18 protein-coding genes are annotated in these 21,263 nt (G+C 73.6%); 10 read left to right on the top strand and 8 right to left on the bottom strand.

What is annotated here, in order from left to right; all coding sequences use genetic code 11:
* Positions 1-352: 352 nt before the first annotated feature.
* Positions 353-1,462 (bottom strand): TDT family transporter, encoded by a 1,110-nt coding sequence (locus AMK13_RS09915; RefSeq protein ID WP_074001860.1) that lies wholly within the window; start codon positions 1,460-1,462, stop codon positions 353-355.
* A 71-nt stretch (positions 1,463-1,533) separates the two neighbouring features.
* On the opposite strand from AMK13_RS09915, the gene AMK13_RS09920 reads away from it, so the two are divergent.
* A complete protein-coding gene (locus AMK13_RS09920) occupies positions 1,534-2,475 on the top strand; it encodes a LysR family transcriptional regulator (protein ID WP_074001861.1) in 942 nt (313 codons plus the stop codon).
* 97 nt (positions 2,476-2,572) lie between these two features.
* Positions 2,573-5,179, top strand: coding sequence for an ATP-dependent chaperone ClpB (gene clpB / locus AMK13_RS09925; protein ID WP_049650413.1), 2,607 nt, complete (start codon positions 2,573-2,575; stop codon positions 5,177-5,179).
* A gap of 102 nt (positions 5,180-5,281) precedes the next feature.
* Here clpB and AMK13_RS09930 read toward each other — a convergent pair whose 3' ends face one another.
* A complete protein-coding gene (locus AMK13_RS09930; RefSeq protein ID WP_074001862.1) occupies positions 5,282-5,563 on the bottom strand; it encodes a helix-turn-helix domain-containing protein in 282 nt (93 codons plus the stop codon).
* 440 nt (positions 5,564-6,003) lie between these two features.
* On the opposite strand from AMK13_RS09930, the gene AMK13_RS09935 reads away from it, so the two are divergent.
* From AMK13_RS09935 to pyrE, 6 genes are all read left to right on the top strand, one after another.
* Positions 6,004-6,561, top strand: coding sequence for a YbjN domain-containing protein (locus AMK13_RS09935; protein ID WP_049650411.1), 558 nt, complete (start codon positions 6,004-6,006; stop codon positions 6,559-6,561).
* A 129-nt stretch (positions 6,562-6,690) separates the two neighbouring features.
* On the top strand, positions 6,691-7,851 hold the full coding sequence (locus tag AMK13_RS09940; protein ID WP_049650410.1) for a pyridoxal phosphate-dependent aminotransferase: 1,161 nt from the start codon (positions 6,691-6,693) through the stop codon (positions 7,849-7,851).
* A 513-nt stretch (positions 7,852-8,364) separates the two neighbouring features.
* Positions 8,365-8,895, top strand: a complete 531-nt coding sequence (locus AMK13_RS09945; RefSeq protein WP_074001863.1) for a DUF2617 family protein — start codon at positions 8,365-8,367, stop codon at positions 8,893-8,895.
* Between the two features lie 155 nt (positions 8,896-9,050).
* Positions 9,051-10,697 carry a polyamine aminopropyltransferase gene (locus AMK13_RS09950; RefSeq protein ID WP_274538677.1) on the top strand — a complete coding sequence of 549 codons (1,647 nt, stop codon included), beginning with the start codon at positions 9,051-9,053 and terminating at the stop codon, positions 10,695-10,697.
* 838 nt (positions 10,698-11,535) lie between these two features.
* A complete protein-coding gene (locus AMK13_RS09955) occupies positions 11,536-12,561 on the top strand; it encodes a hypothetical protein (protein ID WP_143204512.1) in 1,026 nt (341 codons plus the stop codon).
* A gap of 65 nt (positions 12,562-12,626) precedes the next feature.
* The gene (gene pyrE, locus AMK13_RS09960) at positions 12,627-13,163 is read left to right on the top strand and encodes an orotate phosphoribosyltransferase (RefSeq protein ID WP_049659651.1); all 537 of its coding nucleotides are present in this window, start codon (positions 12,627-12,629) and stop codon (positions 13,161-13,163) included.
* Between the two features lie 105 nt (positions 13,164-13,268).
* On the opposite strand, the gene AMK13_RS09965 is transcribed toward pyrE, so the two are convergent.
* The gene (locus AMK13_RS09965) at positions 13,269-13,991 is read right to left on the bottom strand and encodes a DedA family protein (protein ID WP_074001865.1); all 723 of its coding nucleotides are present in this window, start codon (positions 13,989-13,991) and stop codon (positions 13,269-13,271) included.
* A gap of 362 nt (positions 13,992-14,353) precedes the next feature.
* Here AMK13_RS09965 and fbaA point away from each other — a divergent pair, with 362 nt between their 5' ends.
* Positions 14,354-15,376 (top strand): class II fructose-bisphosphate aldolase, encoded by a 1,023-nt coding sequence (gene fbaA, locus AMK13_RS09970; RefSeq protein WP_049659648.1) that lies wholly within the window; start codon positions 14,354-14,356, stop codon positions 15,374-15,376.
* A gap of 141 nt (positions 15,377-15,517) precedes the next feature.
* On the opposite strand, the gene AMK13_RS09975 is transcribed toward fbaA, so the two are convergent.
* The gene (locus AMK13_RS09975; RefSeq protein WP_049659647.1) at positions 15,518-15,937 is read right to left on the bottom strand and encodes a DUF3151 domain-containing protein; all 420 of its coding nucleotides are present in this window, start codon (positions 15,935-15,937) and stop codon (positions 15,518-15,520) included.
* Positions 15,938-16,155: 218 nt separating this feature from the next.
* On the opposite strand from AMK13_RS09975, the gene AMK13_RS09980 reads away from it, so the two are divergent.
* A complete protein-coding gene (locus tag AMK13_RS09980) occupies positions 16,156-16,953 on the top strand; it encodes a DUF3152 domain-containing protein (protein ID WP_241852810.1) in 798 nt (265 codons plus the stop codon).
* A 32-nt stretch (positions 16,954-16,985) separates the two neighbouring features.
* On the opposite strand, the gene AMK13_RS09985 is transcribed toward AMK13_RS09980, so the two are convergent.
* The 4 genes from AMK13_RS09985 to purS form a co-directional block, all read right to left on the bottom strand.
* Positions 16,986-17,861: a sterol carrier family protein gene (locus AMK13_RS09985; protein WP_074001866.1), complete on the bottom strand. Its 876-nt coding sequence runs from the start codon at positions 17,859-17,861 to the stop codon at positions 16,986-16,988.
* A gap of 65 nt (positions 17,862-17,926) precedes the next feature.
* Positions 17,927-20,182: a phosphoribosylformylglycinamidine synthase subunit PurL gene (gene purL / locus AMK13_RS09990; protein WP_074001867.1), complete on the bottom strand. Its 2,256-nt coding sequence runs from the start codon at positions 20,180-20,182 to the stop codon at positions 17,927-17,929.
* Entirely contained in the window at positions 20,182-20,859 is a 678-nt protein-coding gene (gene purQ / locus AMK13_RS09995) for a phosphoribosylformylglycinamidine synthase subunit PurQ (protein WP_049654011.1), read from the bottom strand. Before purQ ends, purL begins: the two co-directional genes overlap by 1 nt.
* Positions 20,856-21,110: a phosphoribosylformylglycinamidine synthase subunit PurS gene (gene purS / locus AMK13_RS10000; protein ID WP_049654013.1), complete on the bottom strand. Its 255-nt coding sequence runs from the start codon at positions 21,108-21,110 to the stop codon at positions 20,856-20,858. The genes purQ and purS overlap by 4 nt, the downstream gene beginning before the upstream one ends.
* Positions 21,111-21,263: the final 153 nt, after the last annotated feature.

Consider the following 21,263-nt stretch of genomic DNA (forward strand, 5'->3'; position numbering starts at 1 on the left):
GAGCGAGTCGCCACCATCAGGCTGCGGTTGCCTGGACGACTTGGCGTGCCTCCACCCTCACAGCGTGACGGCCGGTGAACAAGTGCCGCCCGAGTGCATGTTCGCGCAATTGCAGCTATCTGCATCCGGGGGCGTCCGCGGGCGGTTCGGGCGGTGGGGCGGATTCCGGTGGGAACCCGGGCCTGGAAGGGGAGTCGGCGCCGACCGGCACTTCCGCCGGGCCGCCGGGCGCGGTCGTCCCGGCCGTGCACGTTCCTGCATCCGCGGCGTGCTCCTGAGCCGTACCGTCCGCGCGCGGGAACGGGCCCGGCCGCCCGCACCGCGCGGACGGCCGCCCCGGGCGACGGGCACCTCAGCGGGCCAGCAGCCGCCTCCGCGCGAGCCCGGCCGCAGTGCCGCCCGCGGCGAGCACCCAGGCGGACGCCAGCAGCAGGTAGAGGCCGACGGCCAGCGCGCTGAAGCCCGCGAAGCCGGTGTGCCGGGCGAGCGCGGAGGCGCCGGTGACGCAGGTGCCGACCGGGAAGGTGTACGCCCACCAGGTCATCGCGAACGGCATCCCGGCCCGCCGGGCCCGCAGGTTGGCGGCGAGCGCGACGGCCAGCCAGAGCATCGCGACGCCGATCACCGCCACGCCGTACAGCTCGGCGAGGTCGGTCATGGCGGGGGCCAGCGCGGGCAGTACCGGGCGGGCGGCGTCGGCGAGCTGGTGGACCGCGGTGACGGACTGGCCGAGCGGGCCGAGCACCAGGAACAGCGTGGGGGTGAGCGCCAGGGCGGGCAGCCTGCTGTGGAACAGCCCGGTGAACACCACCGGCAGCAGCACCAGGGTGGCCAGCAGGCCGACGCCGAACAGCGCCCAGCAGCCGTACAGCATGGCCTGCTGGGCCGTTCCGGCCGGCAGGTGCGGGACGAGCGCCGGGCCGCAGGCGGAGGCGACCAGCGGGGCGACCACCGGCAGCAGCCAGGTCGGGTTGGCCTCCAGGGCGGAGACCCGGTGCCGGGTGATCATCAGGTACGGGATGCCGCCGGCCACGGCCAGCGCGTACACGGTGCCGAGGCTCCACAGCACCGCGTCCAGGGCGACCGCCGGGCCGGTGCCGATGACCCGGGAGCCGAGCAGCATGGTGCCCAGTCCGACCGAGAGCAGCGCCATCGGCGGGCAGCCGTAGAAGACCGCGGTCGCCGGGTTGTCCAGCAGCTGGGCGCGGGCCGCCTCGCGGTGCCGGGTGAGGTGGACCAGCCGGGCCCCGGCCAGCACCAGCAGGGCGGCCAGCGCGAGCGCCCACAGCACCTCGCCGAAGCCGGTCAGCCCGGGCGGCCGCACCGGCAGGACGGCGGCGCCGTTCGCCAGGATCGCGGTGCCCATCACGGCGGCGTACCAGTTGGGGCCGAGCTGGGCGAGGTCGGGCCGGCGGCGGGCGGCGGGGCGGGCGAGGGGTCGGATACCGGCCAGAGTGGACATGCTCCCACCGTCGCCCGGAGGGCCCGGCGGCCGGTAGCGCCGGGGCTTCTATGGGGGCATAGCCTGGATCTATGCCCCTCTCCTCGCACGTCCCCGAACTCGGCGCCCTGGAACTGCTGCTCGCGGTGGCCCGGCTGGGCAGCGTCGGACGGGCGGCGGCCGAGCTGGGCGTCAGCCAGCCGACCGCCAGCGCCCGGATCAAGGGCATGGAGCGGCAGATCGGCGTCGCGCTGCTGGACCGCTCGCCCCGGGGCAGCCGGCCGACCGAGGCGGGCCGGCTGGTGGTCGAGTGGGCCCGGCAGGTGGTGGAGGCGGCGCAGGCGCTGGACGCCGGGATCGACGCGCTGCGCGAGCGGCGGGACGCCAAGCTGCGGGTGGTGGCCAGCCTGACCGTCGCCGAGTACCTGATGCCCGGCTGGCTGCTGGGCCTGTCCGAGGCCAGCCCGGGCACCGCGGTGACGCTGCGGACGGCGAACTCGGCGGAGGTCGCCGGGCACGTCCTGGCCGGGGACGCCGACCTCGGCTTCGTCGAGGGCCCGTCCACCCCGCCCGGGCTGGCCGGCGCGGTGGTGGCGGCGGACCGGCTGGTGGTCGTGGTGGCGCCCGGCCACCCGTGGGCGCGCCGCCGCGCCCCGCTGACCGGGGCCGAGCTGGCGGCCGTCCCGCTGGTGCTGCGCGAGCCCGGCTCGGGCACCCGGGAGGTGCTGGAGGCGGCCCTGAAGCCGTACGGGGGCGCGGCGCGGCCCCGGATGGAGCTGGCCTCGTCGACCGCGCTGAAGGCGGCGGCGATGACCGGGGCGGGGCCGGTCTGCCTGAGCGAGCTGGCCGTGGTGGAGGAGCTGGCCACCCGGCGGCTGGTCGAGGTGCCGCTGGTGGAGGAGCTGGACCTGCGGCGGCCGCTGCGCGCGGTCTGGCCGGCCGGGCAGCGGCCGAGCGGGCCCGCCCGGGAGCTGCTGGGGCTGACCCGGCGGCCCGTCGGGCGTCCGGCGGCGCGCCGGCTTCCCCCGGCCTGAAGAAGCCCTGTCCGGGAAAGGTTGAGCGGAATAGGCTCAACTTAGTGCATGCTGTACGTAGCAGTAGTGAAGGACGACCAGGGAGGACCCCCCAGCAGTGGACGCCAGCAAGTTCACCACCAAGACGCAGGACGCCCTGTCCGCCGCGATCCGGCAGGCGGGCACGGCCGGCAACCCGGACGTCAGGCCGGTGCACATCCTGATCGCCCTGCTGGAGCAGCCCGAGGGCATCGCCCGGCCCCTGCTGGAGGCGGTCGGCGCCGACGTCGCCCGGGTCGACGCCGAGGCCCGCCGCCAGGCGGCCGCGCTGCCCAGCGCGATGGGCTCGACGGTCTCCGCGCCGCAGCTCGCCCGGGACACCATCGCGGTGCTCACCGAGGCCGGCAAGCGCGCGAGCGACCTCGACGACCAGTACGTCTCCACCGAGCACCTGATGGTCGGCCTGGCCGCCGAGGGCGGGCAGGTGGCCGAGCTGCTGGTGCAGCAGGGCGCCACGCCGAAGGCGCTGCTCGCCGCGTTCAAGGACGTCCGGGGCAGCGGCCGGGTCACCTCGCCGGACCCGGAGGGCACCTACAAGGCGCTGGAGAAGTACGGCACCGACCTCACCCAGGCCGCCCGGGACGGCAAGCTCGACCCGGTGATCGGCCGCGACCACGAGATCCGCCGGGTGGTCCAGGTGCTCTCCCGCCGGACCAAGAACAACCCGGTGCTGATCGGCGAGCCCGGCGTCGGCAAGACCGCCGTGGTCGAGGGCCTGGCCCAGCGCATCGTGGCCGGCGACGTGCCGGAGTCGCTGCGCGGCAAGCGGCTGGTCTCGCTGGACCTCAGCGCGATGGTCGCGGGCGCCAAGTTCCGCGGCGAGTTCGAGGAGCGGCTGAAGGCCGTCCTGAACGACATCAAGGCCTCCGACGGCCAGGTCGTCACCTTCATCGACGAGCTGCACACCATGGTCGGCGCGGGCGCCGGCGGGGACTCCGCGATGGACGCGGGCAACATGCTCAAGCCGATGCTCGCCCGCGGCGAGCTGCGGATGGTCGGCGCCACCACGCTGGACGAGTACCGCGAGCGGATCGAGAAGGACCCGGCCCTGGAGCGCCGCTTCCAGCAGGTGCTGGTCGGCGAGCCCAGCGTGGAGGACTCGATCGCCATCCTGCGCGGCCTCAAGGGCCGGTACGAGGCGCACCACAAGGTGCAGATCTCGGACGCCGCCCTGGTCGCCGCGGCCACCCTGTCCAACCGCTACATCACCTCCCGCTTCCTGCCCGACAAGGCGATCGACCTGGTCGACGAGGCGGCCTCCCGGCTGCGGATGGAGATCGACTCCTCCCCGGTCGAGATCGACGAACTCCAGCGCTCGGTCGACCGGTTGCGGATGGAGGAGCTGGCCCTGGAGAAGGAGTCGGACCCTGCCTCGGTCGACCGGCTGGCCCGGCTGCGGCGCGACCTCGCCGACCGGAACGAGCAGTTGAGCGTGCTCACGGCGCGCTGGGAGCAGGAGAAGAAGAGCCTCAACCGGGTCGGCGAGCTCAAGGGGCGGCTGGACGACCTGCACGGCGCTCTCGAACGCGCCCAGCGCGACGGGGACTTCGAGCGGGCGTCCAAGCTGATGTACGCCGAGATCCCGGCCGCCGAGAAGGAGCTCACCGACGCCCAGGAGCGGGCCGCCGACCAGGACGCCTCCGCCTCGATGGTCAAGGAGGAGGTCGGCCCGGACGACGTGGCCGACGTGGTCGCCTCCTGGACGGGCATCCCCGCCGGCCGGCTGCTGGAGGGCGAGAGCGCCAAACTCCTGCGCATGGAGGAGGAGTTGGGCCGCCGCCTGATCGGCCAGAAGGAGGCCGTGCAGGCCGTCTCGGACGCGGTGCGGCGCACCCGCTCCGGCATCGCCGACCCGGACCGCCCGACCGGCTCCTTCCTCTTCCTCGGCCCGACCGGCGTCGGCAAGACCGAACTCGCCAAGGCCCTGGCCGACTTCCTGTTCGACGACGCCCGGGCCATGGTCCGGATCGACATGAGCGAGTACGGCGAGAAGCACTCGGTCTCCCGCCTGGTCGGCGCCCCGCCCGGGTACGTCGGCTACGAGGAGGGCGGCCAGCTCACCGAGGCGGTCCGCCGCCGCCCGTACAGCGTGGTGCTGCTGGACGAGGTGGAGAAGGCGCACCCGGAGGTCTTCGACGTCCTGCTCCAGGTGCTGGACGACGGGCGGCTCACCGACGGCCAGGGCCGCACGGTGGACTTCCGCAACGCCATCCTGATCCTCACCTCCAACCTGGGCTCGCAGTACCTCGTCGACCCGGCCACCCCGGAGGCCGAGAAGCGGGAGCTGGTGCTGGGCACCGTCCGGTCCGCGTTCAAGCCGGAGTTCCTCAACCGGCTGGACGACATCGTGGTCTTCGAGCCGCTGGGCACCGGCGAGCTGAGCCGGATCGTCGACCTCCAGGTGGCCCTCCTGGGCGAGCGGCTGCGGGAGCGGCGGCTCACCCTGGACGTCTCCGAGGCCGCCCGCGACTGGCTGGCGCTCACCGGCTACGACCCGGCGTACGGCGCCCGCCCGCTGCGCCGGCTGGTGCAGTCCGCGATCGGCGACCAGCTGGCCCGGGCGATCCTGTCCGGCGCGGTGCACGACGGGGACACCGTCGTGGTCGAGCGGGACGAGGAGGGCGACCGCCTCACCGTCCGCGGCCGGGGGCCGCTGGAGAAGTAGCACCGCCGGATGTCCGGCGCACGGGCCGTTCCCTCCGCTCCGGCGGCGGGGGACGGCCCGTTCCGCGCCCCCGGCCCGTCTCGCGCCCCGGGCCGGACGCCGTCACTCCGCCGCCTGCCGCAGCAGCCGCCGCGTCCGGTCCCGCCGGCTGCGCGCCAGCCGGTGCAGTTCGGCCACCTGGGCGTCCGGCAGGTTCCAGGTCTGGGTCAGCAGCCGCAGCGTGGACACCCGCGGGCAGGACACCTCCCGTTCCAGGTCCCGGATCGACCGCACGCTCAGCCCGGTCGCCTCGCCCAGCTGCTCCTGCGTCATCCCCCGGTCCAGCCGGATGCTCCGCAGCAGCGCCCCGAGCGATGCGCCGTCCCCCGTCGCCGCTCCACCCACTCCTGTTCCCCCTCAATTCCGGACAGTCCGCCTCAGGACAGCTCAACTCACCCGGCTGGGCCGGGATTTGACCGAAGCGATTTCCGTCGCACGCTAACCGCATCCGGCCCGCACGGCAGCCGAACCGGCGCGCCGGGCGCGTGACGTGGCTCACGCGCGCGCCCTCCGGACGGCCTCCGCCCCGCCCCGCGCACCCTCCGTGACGGCCGCCCGCTCCACCCCTGCCGGAACCGCCGGGGAACACCCGGGGGAAGCCCGGGAAGAACCCGGGAAGGACACCTGGAACGACACCGCGAAGAACGCCGCGAAGAACGCCGGACGAAGATCGACTCGCCCCTCGGCTGCCCCTGTGAGCGGAGCCCCGAATGAGGCAGGATGGGAGGTGGAAAGGGCGGCCTCTCATTGCCGGCCACCACGTGCACTGAGGAATGAGGACCCCCATGAGCATCGACCCGTCGTCCATCCCGTCCTTCGGCGTCCCCCAGGGCGGCCAGCCCGGCGGCCAGGGCGGGCGGCCGGCCGGCCCGCCGCCGATCATCGTCCCGGACCAGGGCCTGGTCACCCAGCTGCTGGACCAGATGCAGCTCAAGCACGTCGTGGACGAGGAGGGCGACCTCACCGCCCCCTGGGAGGGCTTCCGCGTCTACTACATGTTCCGCGGCGAGCAGAAGGAGCTCTTCGCGGTGCGCGCCTTCTACGACCGCGCGTACCCGCTGGAGAAGAAGGGCGAGATCCTCGACCTGATCGACGAGTGGAACCGCGAGACCCTCTGGCCCAAGGTCTACACCCACACCCACGAGGACGGCGTGGTCCGCCTGATCGGCGAGGCCCAGATGATCGTCGGCGCCGGCGTCAACCTGGACTACTTCGTCACCACCACCGCCAACTGGACCCAGGCCGCGGTCGGCTTCGAGCAGTGGATCGTCGAGCGCCTCGGCCTCCAGAACGAGATCGAGGGCGAGGACGGCGAGGGCGCCGAGGGCACCGACGAGGCCTGATCCCGCCCCGGTACCCCCCGCACCGCCCGTTCGGCCCGCCACCCGCCCCCGCGGCGGTGGCGGGCCGTTCTTGTCCCCGGCTCCCGGCTGACCCAGGATGGCCTGACAACGAGCCGTGAGGAGCCACCGATGGGTACCAGGCCACTGCTGAACCGCCGACTGGCCGGGATGGGCACGACGGTCTTCGCCGAGATGTCCGCCCTGGCCACGGCCACCGGCTCGATCAACCTCGGCCAGGGCTTCCCGGACACCGACGGGCCCGAGGAGGTCCGCGAGGCGGCCGTACGGGCCCTGCGCGAGGGCCGCGGCAACCAGTACCCGCCCGGCCCCGGCGTCCCCGAGCTGCGCACCGCGATCGCCGAGCACCAGCAGCGCTTCCACGGCCTCGCGTACGACCCGGACAGCGAGGTGCTGGTCACCGCCGGCGCCACCGAGGCCATCGCCGCCACCCTGCTGGCCCTCCTGGAGCCGGGCGACGAGGTGATCGCCTTCGAGCCGTTCTACGACTCGTACGCCGCCTGCATCGCGATGGCCGGCGCCACCCGGGTGCCGCTCACCCTGCGGGCCCCGTCCTTCCGCCCCGACCTGGACGAGCTGCGCTCGCTGATCACCCCGCGCACCCGGCTGCTGCTGATCAACACCCCGCACAACCCGACCGGCACCGTCCTCACCGCCGAGGAGCTCGCCGCCATCGCCGAACTCGCCGTCGAGCACGACCTGCTGGTCGCCACCGACGAGGTCTACGAGCACCTGGTGTTCGGCGCCGCCCACCACCCGATCGCCGCCCTGCCCGGCATGCGCGGACGCACCGTCAGCATCTCCTCGGCCGGCAAGACCTTCTCCTTCACCGGCTGGAAGGTCGGCTGGGTCACCGCGAGCCCGGACCTGGTGGCGGCCGTGCGCACCGCGAAGCAGTACCTCACCTACGTCAGCGCCGGCCCCTTCCAGTACGCCGTCGCCGAGGCCCTGCGGCTGCCGGACACGTACTTCGACACCCTCCGCGCCGACCTGCTGCGCAAGCGCGACCTGCTGGTCGACGGCCTCACCGCGGCCGGCTTCCGGGCCTTCACGCCCGAGGGCACGTACTTCGTCACCACCGACATCACCCCGCTCGGCGAGAAGGACGGCATCGAGTTCTGCCGTGCCCTGCCCGGCCGTTGCGGCGTCGTCGCCATCCCGAACGCGGTGTTCTACGACGACGTGGAGGCCGGCCGTAGCCTGGTCCGCTTCACTTTCTGCAAAAAGGACGAGGTCCTTCAGGAGGCCGTCGCCCGCCTGCGGCGCCTGTGAGGGGCCGCACGCCCCCTTTCACGCCCTTCTCCGCACCCTTCGAACAGGACTGCCCGCAGCCCGACACCAGTTCTGATGGATCATCAACTTCCTTGATCGGCTTGCTTGTTTGCCGCCACTGAGGCACGCTGGCCGACCCTCCGGGCACTCTCCCGCCGCCCTCCACGCCCCGCGCCTGGAGGGCGGCGGTGCGTGATGCGCCCGAACAGCGCACACCCGGCGCGCACGGCGCGCAATCCGGTGATAGGGGCGCGCGCTGTGCAGACTCGTACACGGGCTCGATCAGAGCCGGGAAGCAGGTGTGCTCGAAACGGTGAATGCTTGACAAAGTTGGGTAAATCACCGGCGGGCCCGACGTATTCGTGCTTCTCTGCTGCTGAATCTCCAGCCGGAATCCTTCCTTCCACGGTCGGCCGCGCCCAGGGCCGCACAGCCACGAACAGCCTCGCCATCGCCTAGGCCTACTCGGTGCTGCTCGGCGGGCGCGCACGGAGCTGAAACGCGGAGCCGAGCATGCTCACCACACTGCAGACCTCCTACACGGACACCCGCGCCGGTGACCTCGCCTGGTGCCTCGGCGGCGACCCGCTGCCCGCTCTCGCCGTCCGCGACCTGAGACTCGACGGAGGCGGCCGCCCGGGCGCGTCCGGCACCCTCCAGCTGCGCCTGCTGGGCGCCTCCCACCAGGTGGTGATCGACGCGGGCCCCGGCCGATGTCTGGAGACCGTCGCCTGCCTGCCCGGCCGCCGCACCCCGCTGCCGGCCCGGGTGGCCAAGCAGGTCGGCGGCTGGGAGTACGAGTTCGCCGCCCGCATCGAGGCGCTGCCGCCGCACGACTTCGCGGCCCGCGCCCAGGAGCTGCTGGCCCTGGTCGAGGGGCACCCCCGGGGCCTCGCCGGGGTCTTCCCGGGCGACCCGAGCGCCTTCACCGCGCTGGTCACCCAGGGCGGCCCGGACCGGCTGCTGTGGCGCACCTGGCACGCCTATCCGCAGGAGGGGCAGCTGGTGTGCACCCGCTCCTCGCTGGTGGTGTCCGGGGCATGACCGCCCCCAAGTCCGGAGCGGAACACCGGTCCGGCCGTAGGCCGCCCAACCCGGGCCTGCGAATCGTACGCAGGAACGATTCGTCAATTCGACGTCGCTCACTGTCCGTCGGATGGGCGCAGCCATCCGTCCCGCACGTCCCCTAGCGTTTGTTCGTGATCAACCATCCGGCCGGTCCGCCCGCACGCCCGCGAGTGGACCTCGACGACGGCACCCCACCCCGGCCCGGGCGAGCCCACGCCCCACTCCTGCCCGCCCGCCGTCGGCCCCGGCTGCGCTCCCGACCACGGTTCGCCCGCCTGACCGTCCTGCTGGCCGCGTTCGTCTGCGCGGCCTGCGGACTCGTCTACGAACTCGAACTCGTGGCGCTCGGCGACTACCTGCTCGGGGACACGGTCACCCAAACCTCCGTCGTGCTCTCCGTCATGGTCTTCGCGATGGGCCTCGGCTCCCTCCTCGCCAAACGGCTCACCAGCCGGCCCGCCACCGCCTTCGCCCTGGTCGAGTGCGCGCTCGCGCTCACCGGCGGACTCTCCGCCCTCGCCCTCTACTCCTGCTGGGCCTGGATCGGCCGCTACCAGGCCGCCATGGTCGGCCTCACCTGCCTGATCGGCATCCTCATCGGCGCCGAGATCCCCCTGCTGATGACCCTCATCCAACGGATCCGGCGCGAGGACGCCGGACGGGCCGTCGCCGACCTGTTCGCCGCCGACTACGTGGGCGCCCTGATCGGCGGCCTCGCCTTCCCGTTCCTGATCCTGCCCGGCCTCGGGCCCGGCGACGGAGCACTGCTCACCGGCGCCGTCAACGCCGTCGCCGGGGCCGCCGTGGTGCTCTGGCTGTTCCGCGAGGAACCCGCCCCCCGGATACGACGGCTGCTCTGGGGCGGCTGCCTGCTGGTGCTCGCCGTGCTCGCGGCGGCCGCGGCCGGCTCCGACGCCGTCGAACGCGCCGCCCGGCACGCCCTGTACGGCGACCAGGTCCGCTACGCGACCCGCAGCCGGTACCAGGAGATCGTGCTCACCGGCCCCGCCGAAGGCCCGCTCCGGCTCTACCTCGACGGCCGGCTCGCGGTCTGCGGACCCGACGAGTACCGGGGCAGCGAGGGCCTCGTCCACCCCGCCATGGCGGCCGGCCCGGACGCCCGGGTCCTGCTGCTCGGCGGCGGCGACGGACTCGCCCTGCGGGAAGTGCTGCGGCACCGGGGCGTCCGCACCGTCCGGCTGGTCGACGCCGACCCCGCCCTCCCCCGGCTCGCCCGCACCGACCCCGGGCTCGCCGCCCTCGGCGGGCGCTCCCTGGACGACCCCCGGGTCCGCACCACCGCCGCCGACCCGATGGCCTGGCTGCGCGGCGCGGGCGCCTCCGGCGGGGACGGACCGTACGACGTGGTGCTCGCCGACCTCCCGGCACCGGCCGACGGCGGACCGGTCAAGTTCCACTCCCAGGAGTTCTACGGCCTCGCCACCCGGCTGCTCTCCCCCGGCGGCCGGATCGCCGTCCGCGCCGGGAGCGACCTGGACGGCCTCTGGCAGATCGAGTCCGGCCTGCGGACGACGGGCCTGCAGACCGCCCCGTACGCCGTCCCGGGCAGCGCCACCGCCGCCTGCCGCCCCGGCCCGCCCGACGGGGCCCAGAACTTCCTCCTCGCCGCCGCCACCCGCCCCCCGCTCACCCTCGCCCCCGACGCCCCGGCCCCCCGCGCCCTCACCCCCGACACCCTCCACGCCACCACCACCCGCCTCACCGCCCTCCGCCCCGCCCACCCCCCGGCCGCCCTCACCCTCCTCGGCCCCCGCTGAGGTCGCCGCTGAGCCGCGGCCCGGCGGCCCTCCTGCGCCACCGTTGAGGCCGACAGCCGGAAACCCCGCACCCGCACCGCCGCTCCGACGGCCCTGCGGAGTCGCCACCGGCCGCACCCGACGCCCCGGGAAGAGCGGCCGGGGGAAGGCGGCCCCCGCCGGACACGGCAGGGGCCGCCCGGCATCCACGAAGCGGGCCGAGGCGGGCAGAAGCCCCCTCCGCTCCCCGGAGTCCGTGCACAGGCGGAACGGTGATCGACTCGCCGCCCCCATCGCCGCTGCGCGAGAAGTCGATCCAGCCGACTTCTCGCGCAGGGAGGCCCGGAAGAACGGGCTCCTCGACCGGCAAGCCCCCGCACGGGCGGGGCCGCTCGGCAGCCGGGGAGCGGGCCCAGGCAGGAGAAGGCCCATGGCCCCGGCCCACCTTGCGGGGCGGACGGCCGCCGGACGACGGGCGACGGAGCGGGTCCCGTCGCGGTGCGGGGCCGATGGGGAGGGCGGCCCCGGGCCTGCGGGGCCAGGTGGGGAGGGCAGCCCCGGGCCTGCGGGGCCAGGTGGGCGAGGCGGGGCCCGTCGCGGTGAGGGGCTGATGGGGAGGGCGGCCCCAGGCCTGGCCGCTGCTGGATGGGCGCGGGCCCGATGGGCAGGACCGTGGGCCGCCCCGGGCCTGCGGGGCCGGGTGGGTGGGGCAGCGCCGGAGGGTGCGGGGTCGGTGGGCGGGGCGGCCCCGGGCTCGGGGTGGCGAGATGGTGCGACGGCCAAGGGAACGGGTGGGATGGGGAAAATCTGGTGGTGGTGGGTAGGGACCGGGCGGGGACCAGTCGGTAGGCTCCGTGGCATGGAGCATGAGGTTGTCGTCCCGATGTCCGCCGAGCTGGTGCGGCAGGCCTTGCAGGATCCGGCGCTGCTGGCGCGGAGCGTGCCGGGGCTGAGCACCGAGCCGGCCGCGGTCGGGTCCGGTGCGGCCGAGGAGATCGGCGGCCGGCTGAAGCTGCGGATCGGCGGCTCCACGATCACGTACAAGGGCGTGCTGTCGCTGATCGAGGGCCGGGAGGGCGTGCTGACCGTGCTCGCCGAGGGCGAGGAGGCCCGGGGCAGCGGTGAGGCGACCGCCACCGTCCGGGTCAGCGTCGTGGACGGCGCCGAGGAGGGCACCGCGGCGATCCGCTTCACCGGCGACCTGAGCGCCACCGGCCGGCTGACCGAGTTCGACGAGGAGACCCTCGACGCCACCGGCCGCCGTCTGCTGGACAGGTTCGCCGCCGCGCTGGTCGCCCCGGAGGGCGAGCAGCCGCAGGACCAGGAGGGCTCGGAGGACCTGGAGGAGCAGGAGGACCAGGCCGCGGAGACCTCGACCGGCGCGGGTGTGGTCTTCATCGAGGAGCGCCAGGACCAGCCCGGCGACGACCTGGACGACGACCTCTCCGACCTGATCGCCTTCTCGGACGCCGACGCCGAGCGCTTCGGTCTGCCCACCGGCTCCGCCGACGACGACGAGGACGACGTCGATGGCGAGGGCGAGGACGCGGACGGCTCCGCCGGGCAGGACGGCGTCGCCGAGGAGCTGCCCGCCGAGCCGCTCTTCGCGTACGAGGACGAGCCGGTGCTCTCCGGCCCGGTGCGCCGCAGCATCGTCGGCCGGTCCGCCGAGGAGGTGGACCACGCCCCGCCGCGCGGCCCGTACGCCCCGGCGCTGCCCGCCCGCAGCGCGCGGGCCCGGGCGGCGTCCCGCTGGGGCGGGGAGGCCGGCGGGATCGTGGTGCCGGGCGCCGGCGGCCGCAACGCGGTGCCGTGGGTGATCGGCGGCTCGGTGGCCCTGCTGGGCGGTGCCGTGGTGCTGGTCAGGGCGCTGCGCCGCCGCTGACCTGGCGCCGGCCGGGCGCGAGCCCGGAGAGCCGCGGGGACTGCCAGGGCCTAGACTGAACGCTCATGAGCAACGACCGCGACGCCCTGCTGGCACAGATCAAGGACAAGGCCGTCGTGCACGGCAAGGTCACCCTCTCCTCCGGCAAGGAGGCCGACTACTACGTCGACCTGCGCCGGATCACGCTGGACGGCGTGGCCGCCCCGCTGGTCGGCCGGGTGATGCTGGACGCGACCTCGCACCTGGAGTACGACGCCGTCGGCGGTCTGACCCTGGGCGCCGACCCGGTGGCCGCCTCGATGCTGCACGCCGCCGCCGCGCGCGGGCAGCAGCTGGACGCCTTCGTGGTCCGCAAGACCGGCAAGGCGCACGGCCTGCAGCGCCGGATCGAGGGCCCGGAGGTCAAGGGCCGCCGGGTGCTGGCCGTCGAGGACACCTCCACCACCGGCGGCTCGGTGCTGACCGCCGTGGAGGCGCTGCGCGAGGCGGGCGCCGAGGTGGTCGGCGTCGCGGTGATCGTGGAGCGCGGCGGCGCGGCCGCCGTCGAGGCCCAGGGCCTGGAGTACGTGACCGCGTACACCCTGGACGACCTGGGTCTCTGACCCCGACCCGCCGGGACGACAAGGCCGGGACGACGAACGACCGAGGGCCGGTGCTGTTTCACGTGAAACAGCACCGGCCCTCGCCGTGTCCGGAGCGGCGGGCGCTCAGCCCCGCCGGTGCCGGCCGCCGCCGGCCTGGACCTGGCTCTCCTCGTCGACCTCGGCGCCGACGCCGGCCCGCTTCTTCTTCCGCTCGCGCATGACCTCGATCAGGATCGGCGAGATGGACAGCAGGACGATCAGCAGCACCGCCGGGATCAGGTACTTGTCGATCACCGGGGCGAGCGCGTCACCGAAGAAGTAGCCGATCAGCAGCATGGACTCGGTCCACAGCACGCCACCGATCACGTTCCAGACGAAGAAGGTCCGGGCGGGCATCTCCAGGGTGCCGGCGACCGGGTTCAGGAAGGTGCGGATGATCGGCATGAAGCGGGCCAGCACGACGGCCTTGCCGGAGCCGAACTTGTTGAAGTACTCCTCCGCCTTCACCACGTACTCACGGCGGAAGATCTTCGAATCGGGCTTGTCGAACATCTTCGGCCCGACCTTGGCGCCGATCAGGTGCCCGAGCTGGGCACCGGCGATCGCCGCGATCGGGCAGCCGATCAGCAGGACGGCGATCGGCAGCTTGGCGCCGTCACCGAGCACCGAGGAGGCTGCGTTCGAGGCGGCGACGCCCGCGAGGATCAGCAGCGAGTCACCCGGGAAGAAGAAGCCGACCAGCAGGCCGGTCTCCGCGAAGATGATCGCGATCAGCCCGATGGCGCCGAGGGACGAGATCAGGGATTTGGCGTCGAGCAGGTTGACGGCCAGCTGGTTGTAGTCCACGGGCGCAGGATAGCGGGCGCACCTTGCCGGCGACGCGGGCGTACCGTGCCGACGGCGCCCGGCCGGGACCGGTTCCGGCCCCCGCCGGGGCCGCCCGGGTGCCGCCGTGCGCCCGTACCGTGCGACGTTCCGCATGGCGGGCTCCTGCTGACCCGCGGGCACGAGTCTGGGAAGATGGCACAGGCGTCCGGTCCGCGGTGGCACACCACCCTCATGGCCGTACCGCGCAGGTCGCCGCGAACGTGCCGGAGAGCCACCACCGCAACGCCGCGCGTCGGCGGGCCGGCACGGAGTCGTCACGAAGGCGTACACAGCGTCGGACAGCACCGTCCGTACGCCGCAACCCGACAGGAGCGGATCGCATGCCCATCGCAACTCCCGAGGTCTACAACGAGATGCTCGACCGGGCCAAGGCGGGCAAGTTCGCCTACCCGGCCATCAACGTCACGTCGTCGCAGACCCTGCACGCCGCGCTGCGTGGTTTCGCCGAGGCCGAGAGCGACGGCATCATCCAGATCTCGACCGGTGGCGCGGAGTTCCTGGGCGGCCAGCACAGCAAGGACATGGTGACCGGCGCGGTCGCGCTCGCCGAGTTCGCCCACATCGTCGCCGCCAAGTACGACGTCACCGTCGCGCTGCACACCGACCACTGCCCGAAGGACAAGCTGGACGGCTACGTCCGCCCGCTGCTGGCGGTCTCCGCCGAGCGCGTGGCCAAGGGCGAGAACCCGCTGTTCCAGTCGCACATGTGGGACGGCTCGGCCGAGACCCTCGCCGACAACCTGGCCATCGCCCAGGAGCTGCTGGCCCAGGCCGCCGCCGCCAAGATCATCCTCGAGGTCGAGATCACCCCGACCGGCGGCGAGGAGGACGGCGTCACCCACGAGATCAACGACGAGCTGTACACCACCGTCAACGACGCCGTGCGCACCGCCGAGGCGCTGGGCCTGGGCGAGCAGGGCCGCTACCTGCTGGCCGCCTCCTTCGGCAACGTGCACGGCGTGTACAAGCCGGGCAACGTCGTGCTGAAGCCGGAGCTGCTGCGCGAGCTGCAGGACGCGATCGGCAAGCAGTACGGCAAGACCGACCCGTTCGACTTCGTCTTCCACGGCGGCTCGGGCTCGACCGCCGAGGAGATCGCCACCGCGCTGGAGAACGGCGTCGTGAAGATGAACCTGGACACCGACACCCAGTACGCCTTCACCCGCCCGGTGGCCGGCCACATGTTCGCCAACTACGACGGCGTGCTGAAGGTCGACGGCGAGGTCGGCAAGAAGAACACCTACGACCCGCGCACCTGGGGCAAGCTGGCCGAGGCCGGCATGGCCGCCCGCGTGCGCGAGGCCGCCGAGCAGCTGCGTTCGGCGGGCAAGCGCCTGAAGTGAGGCCCGCGCCCCGCGTAGGACCCGCGCCCCGAGCGTGAGAAACGGGTGCCCCCGGCGGACTCCGCCGGGGGCACCCGTACGTCGGGGGTGTCTACCGCTCTACAGCTCTACCGCTCTCTACGGCTCTGCCGCTCGACCGCTCTACTGCTTGAGCTCCGCGTACGCCTCCGCGCTGCTGTCCTTCAGGAACTGCCAGCAGCGGGCCTCCTCCTCGGTCTCCTTGATCGCGCCGGCCGCCCGGGCGAGCGCCGCCAGGCAGCGCAGGAAGCCGCGGTTGCCGCGGTGCTCCCACGGCACCGGGCCGTGGCCCTTCCAGCCGTTGCGCCGCAGCGCGTCCAGACCACGGTGGTAGCCGGTACGGGCGTAGGCGTACGACTCGACGTACCGGCCCGCCGCGTAGGCGTCGTCGGCCAGCATCGCCCAGGCGAGGCAGAAGACCGGGAACTCGGCCGCCACCTGGGTCGGGGAGGCCGATTCCTCCGCCAGCATCCGGTAGGGCCGCTCCTCCTCCGGGAGCAGGGTCGGTTCGGGACCGTCGAGAAGATTCCTGTGAATCGCCATGCCCTGAAGTCTGCCACCCGAGACGCAGGGGTCAACCGCCGTCCCGGACGGGCGGCCGCCACGGGCACCGGCGCCGCCCACGGGAAGGTGGACATTCACCCGTTCGCCATGCCAGTGTGAAGATCATGTCTGCAGCCCGATCCGTCGGCAGGCGCACCGCACCGCCCCGGAAGGGCGGTCGCCGACGCCGCCGGCAGCGGCGCAGACCCGGTCCTGGCATGCTCACGGCACTGGTGCTCTCCGTTCTGGTGCTGGGCGCCGCGGCGGTCATGCTGAACCGCCCCTCGGCCACCCCGGCCACCACCCCGACCACCCAGGCGAGGGTCGCCCCGCCGGCCGAGCAGGCCGCCACGGCGGCACCGGCGCCGGCTCCCGCACCGGCCGACACCCCGCCGCCCCCGCCGGCCCCGACACCGACCCCGCCGCCCGCCCCCGCCGCGCCGGACCCCGGCCCCGCCAAGGGCGCGGGCACCTTCACCGTCGCCCCCGCCACCGCCAAGCCGGTGGGGCGCGGCACCGTGCGCCGCTACCGGGTCGAGGTCGAGGACGGCATCGGCATCGACGCCCCGTCCGCCGCCGCGCAGGTCCACGGCATCCTCGGCGACAAGCGCGGCTGGACCAACGACCGCAAGAACGGCTTCCAGCTGGTCGCCGACGGCCCGTACGACTTCACCGTGAAGATCGCCTCACCGGCCACCGTGGACCGGATCTGCGGCGCCTCCGGACTGGACACCCACGGCGAGGTCAACTGCAACGTCGGCAACCAGGTGCTCGTCAACTCCAAGCGCTGGAACACCGGTTCACCGCAGTTCAGCGGCCCGCTGGAGGAGTACCGGGCGCTGATCGTCAACCACGAGGTGGGCCACCGGATCGGCCACGGGCACGAGGGCTGCCCGGGCGAGGGCAAGCCCGCGCCCGCGATGATGCAGCAGATCTACGGGCTCAAGGGCTGCGCGCCCAACGCCTGGCCGTACTCGGCGGAGGGCACCTACCTCAGCGGGCCGTCCGTCCCGTAGCCCGCGGGACCGGAGCCGCACCGGAGAGCCGGTCAGCCGAGCACCGGCAGGTACGCCCGCAGGTCGCTGCGCTCCCCCGAGGCGGACACCTCGGCCGCGTCCACCGCCGCCGCCCAGTCCGTCCGGCCGGTGGCCAGCCGGATCCAGGTCAGCGGGTCGGTCTCCACCACGTTGGGCGGGGTGCCCCGGGTGTGCCGGGGGCCCTCGACGGCCTGCACCACCGCGTACGGCGGGATCCGCAGCTCGACCGCGCCGCCCGGGGCGCGGTCGGCGAAGGCGTCGGCCAGCAGCCGGGTGACGGCCGCGACGGCCTGCCGGTCGTGCGGGAACGCCGGGAGGGCCCGGGAGGCCGCGGAGACCGGGAAGGCCGAGGAGACCGGGGAGCCGGGGAAGGCGTCGGGCCCGAGCGCGGCGGCCAGGTCGTCGGCGTGCACGACCGTCTCCACCAGCCTGGTCACCAGCATGTCGGAGAGCGTCATCGAACCCAGCCGGATCTCGAACCGCCGCGCCGGGTCGGCGGCTTCGGGCCGCTCCAGCAGGGCGAGCAGCGCGTCCGCGGCCCGGCCGAAGGCGGCCGCCACCGAGGCCGCGTCCCCGGCGAACTCCGCCGCGCCCCGCGCCCGGGCCTGCTCGTCCAGCAGCGGCGCGACGGTGGCGACCCCGGCCGCCCAGCCCGACAGGTCCAGCGGTGCCCGCCCCTGCGGCCGGTCGTCCAGGTGCGCCGGGACGTAGTCGAGTTGGACGGCCAGGTGGGCGAGCAGTTCACGGACCCGCCACCGCCCCAGCCGGGTCGGCAGGTCCAGCTGCTCCGTGCTGAGCGCGTCCACGGCGGCACGCAGCGCCCTGGTCTGGGCGGCCAGCGCGGCGCGGACCTTCTGCGGCTGGTACGTACGGGGCTTGGCAGGCATGGGGCTCAACATATGACGAGGGGCGGACGGTTCACCAGGAACCGCCCGCCCCTCGAACAGGCCGGTCAGGCCAGCAGGGCCTCGATGACGCCGGTGTGGGCGTCCTTCAGCTCCGCCAGCGAGACGCTGAACTGGCCCTGGACGTCCAGGCTGTCGCCGTCCACGACACCGATCCGGGTGGCCGGCAGGCCGCGCGCGGTGCACATGTCGTTGAAGCGGAGCTCCTCGCTGCGCGGCACCGCCACGACGGCGCGGCCGGCCGACTCCGAGAACAGCAGGACGAACGGGTCCTGGCCCTCGGGCAGGACGATCCGCGCACCGTGGCCGCCCTTGAGGCAGCTCTCCACGAGCGCCTGGCCGAGGCCGCCATCGGACAGGTCGTGCGCGGCGTCGATCATGCCGTCGCGCGAGGCGGCGATCAGGATGTCGCCGAGCAGCCGCTCGCGCTCCAGGTCCACCGCGGGCGGCAGGCCGCCGAGGTGGTCGTGGACGGCCTGCGACCAGGCCGAGCCGCCGAGCTCGTCCGCCGTGTCGCCGAGCAGGTAGAGCAGCTGCCCCTCCTCGGCGAAGGCCAGCGGGGTGCGCCGGGTGACGTCGTCGATGACGCCGAGCACCGCGACCACCGGGGTCGGGTGGATGGCGACCTCGCCGGTCTGGTTGTACAGCGAGACGTTGCCGCCGGTGACCGGGGTGCCGAGCACCAGGCAGGCGTCGGCCAGGCCGCGGGTGGCCTCGGCGAACTGCCACATCACGTCCGGGTCCTCGGGGGAGCCGAAGTTGAGGCAGTCGGAGACGGCGAGCGGCTTGGCACCGCCGGCCGCGACGTTGCGGTACGCCTCGGCCAGGGCCAGCTGGGCGCCGGTGTACGGGTCCAGCTTGGCGAAGCGGCCGTTGCCGTCGGTGGCGACCGAGACGCCGAGGTTGGTCTCCTCGTCGATCCGGATCATGCCCGAGTCCTCGCCGACCGAGAGCACGGTGTTGCCGAGCACGTAGCGGTCGTACTGGTCGGTGATCCAGGACTTGGAGGCCTGGTTCGGGTGGCTCGCGACCTTCAGCAGGTCGGCCTTGAGGCCCTCGCCGGTGGTCGGGCGGGCCAGCCGCTCGGCGGTCGGGGCGTCGGCCTGCAGCGCGTCCTGCCAGCTGGGGCGGGCGTACGGGCGCTGGTAGGTCGGGCCCTCGTGGGCGACGGTGCGCGGCGGGACGTCCACCACGAGCTCGCCGTGCCAGTAGATCTCCAGGCGCTCGCCGTCGGTCACCTCACCGATGACGTTGGCGATGACGTCCCACTTCTCGCAGATCTCCAGGAAGCGGTCGATCTTGTCGGGCTCCACGATCGCGCACATGCGCTCCTGCGACTCGCTCATGAGGATCTCCTCCGGCGAGAGCGTGTGGTCGCGCAGGTGCACGGTGTCGAGCTCGATCCGCATGCCGCCGGAGCCGGCCGAGGCCAGCTCGCTGGTGGCGCAGGACAGGCCGGCGCCGCCGAGGTCCTGGATGCCCTTGACGAGCTTCTCCCGGAAGATCTCCAGGGTGCACTCGATCAGGAGCTTCTCCTGGAACGGGTCGCCGACCTGGACCGCCGGGCGCTTGGCCGGCTTGGTGTCGTCGAAGGTCTCGGAGGCGAGCACCGAGACGCCGCCGATGCCGTCGCCACCGGTGCGGGCGCCGTACAGGACGACCTTGTTGCCGGCGCCGGAGGCCTGCGCGAGGTGGATGTCCTCGTGCTTCATGACGCCCACGCACAGCGCGTTGACCAGCGGGTTGCCCTGGTAGCAGGAGTCGAAGACGACCTCGCCGCCGATGTTCGGCAGGCCCAGGCAGTTGCCGTAGCCGCCGATGCCCGCGACGATCCCGGGCAGCACGCGCCGGGTGTCCGGGTGGTCGGCCGCACCGAAGCGCAGCGGGTCCATCACGGCGACCGGGCGGGCGCCCATCGCCAGGATGTCGCGCACGATGCCGCCGATGCCGGTGGCCGCGCCCTGGTAGGGCTCGATGTACGACGGGTGGTTGTGCGACTCGACCTTGAAGGTGACCGCGTAGCCCTGGCCGACGTCGACGACACCGGCGTTCTCGCCGATGCCGACGAGCATCGCGTCCGAATCCGGCTTCTTCTCGCCGAACTGCTTCAGGTGGACCTTGCTGCTCTTGTACGAACAGTGCTCCGACCACATGACCGAGTACATGGCGAGCTCGGCGCCGGTGGGACGGCGGCCGAGGATCTCGCGGATGCGCGCGTACTCGTCCTCCTTGAGGCCGAGGTCGGCCCAGGGCTGGGCGGCGTCCGGGGTCTGCTCGGCGTTCTTGACGGTGTCGAGGCTCATCAGGCGTTCACCAGCTGCTTCAGGACGGAAGTGAAGAAGCCCAGGCCCTCGGTGGTCGGACCGGTGAGCGGCTCCACGGCGTGCTCCGGGTGCGGCATCAGGCCGACGACATTGCCGGCGGCGTTGGTGATGCCGGCGATGTCGCGGTACGAACCGTTCGGGTTGACGTCCAGGTAACGGGCGACGACCCGGCCCTCCGCCTCCAGCTCGTCGAGCACCCGCTCCTCGGCGACGAAGCGGCCCTCGCCGTTCTTCAGCGGGACGACGATTTCCTGGCCGACGGAGTAATCCCCGGTCCAGGCGGTGCCGGCGTTCTCGATGCGCAGCTTCTGGTCGCGGCAGATGAAGTGCAGCGAGTCGTTCCGGGTGAGCGCACCGGGCAGCAGGTGCGATTCGCAGAGCACCTGGAAGCCGTTGCAGATACCGAGCACCGGCATTCCGAGCTTCGCCTGCTCGATGACGGTCTCCATCACCGGCGAGAACCGGGAGATGGCACCGCAGCGCAGATAGTCGCCGTAGCTGAATCCGCCCGGCAGGACGACGGCGTCGACCTGGTGGAGATCCTTGTCACGGTGCCAGAGGGCGACCGGCTCGGCGCCGGCGAGACGGACCGCCCGCCGGGCGTCGCGGTCGTCGAGGGAGCCGGGGAAAGTGACGACGCCGACGCGGGTGGTCACTTGCCCTCCTCCTCGACCCGGACGGTGAAGTCCTCGATCACGGTGTTGGCGAGAAAGGTCTCGGCGGCTTCGCGGATACGGGCGAGCGCCGCGTCGTCGACCGGGCCCTCCACATCCAGCTCGAAACGCTTGCCCTGGCGGACGTCGGCGATCCCGGTGAATCCGAGACGGGGCAGTGCACGCTGCACCGCCTGTCCCTGGGGGTCGAGGATCTCCGGCTTGAGCATGACGTCGACTACGACGCGTGCCACTGGCACTCCCGGTGGTGTCTTCGGTGAGGCGGGGGAACTCCAGACTACCGGTGGTTTCGGGCAGGATTGCTGGCCGGGCATAGCGACGCGCGTAGACCCCAGACCCTTACGCAGCAAGGGATCCAGCGCCCCGATCACCCGCCCGGGCCGGCC

It is taken from the genome of Streptomyces sp. CB02056 (genome assembly GCF_001905545.1).
Classification (GTDB): Bacteria; Actinomycetota; Actinomycetes; order Streptomycetales; family Streptomycetaceae; genus Kitasatospora.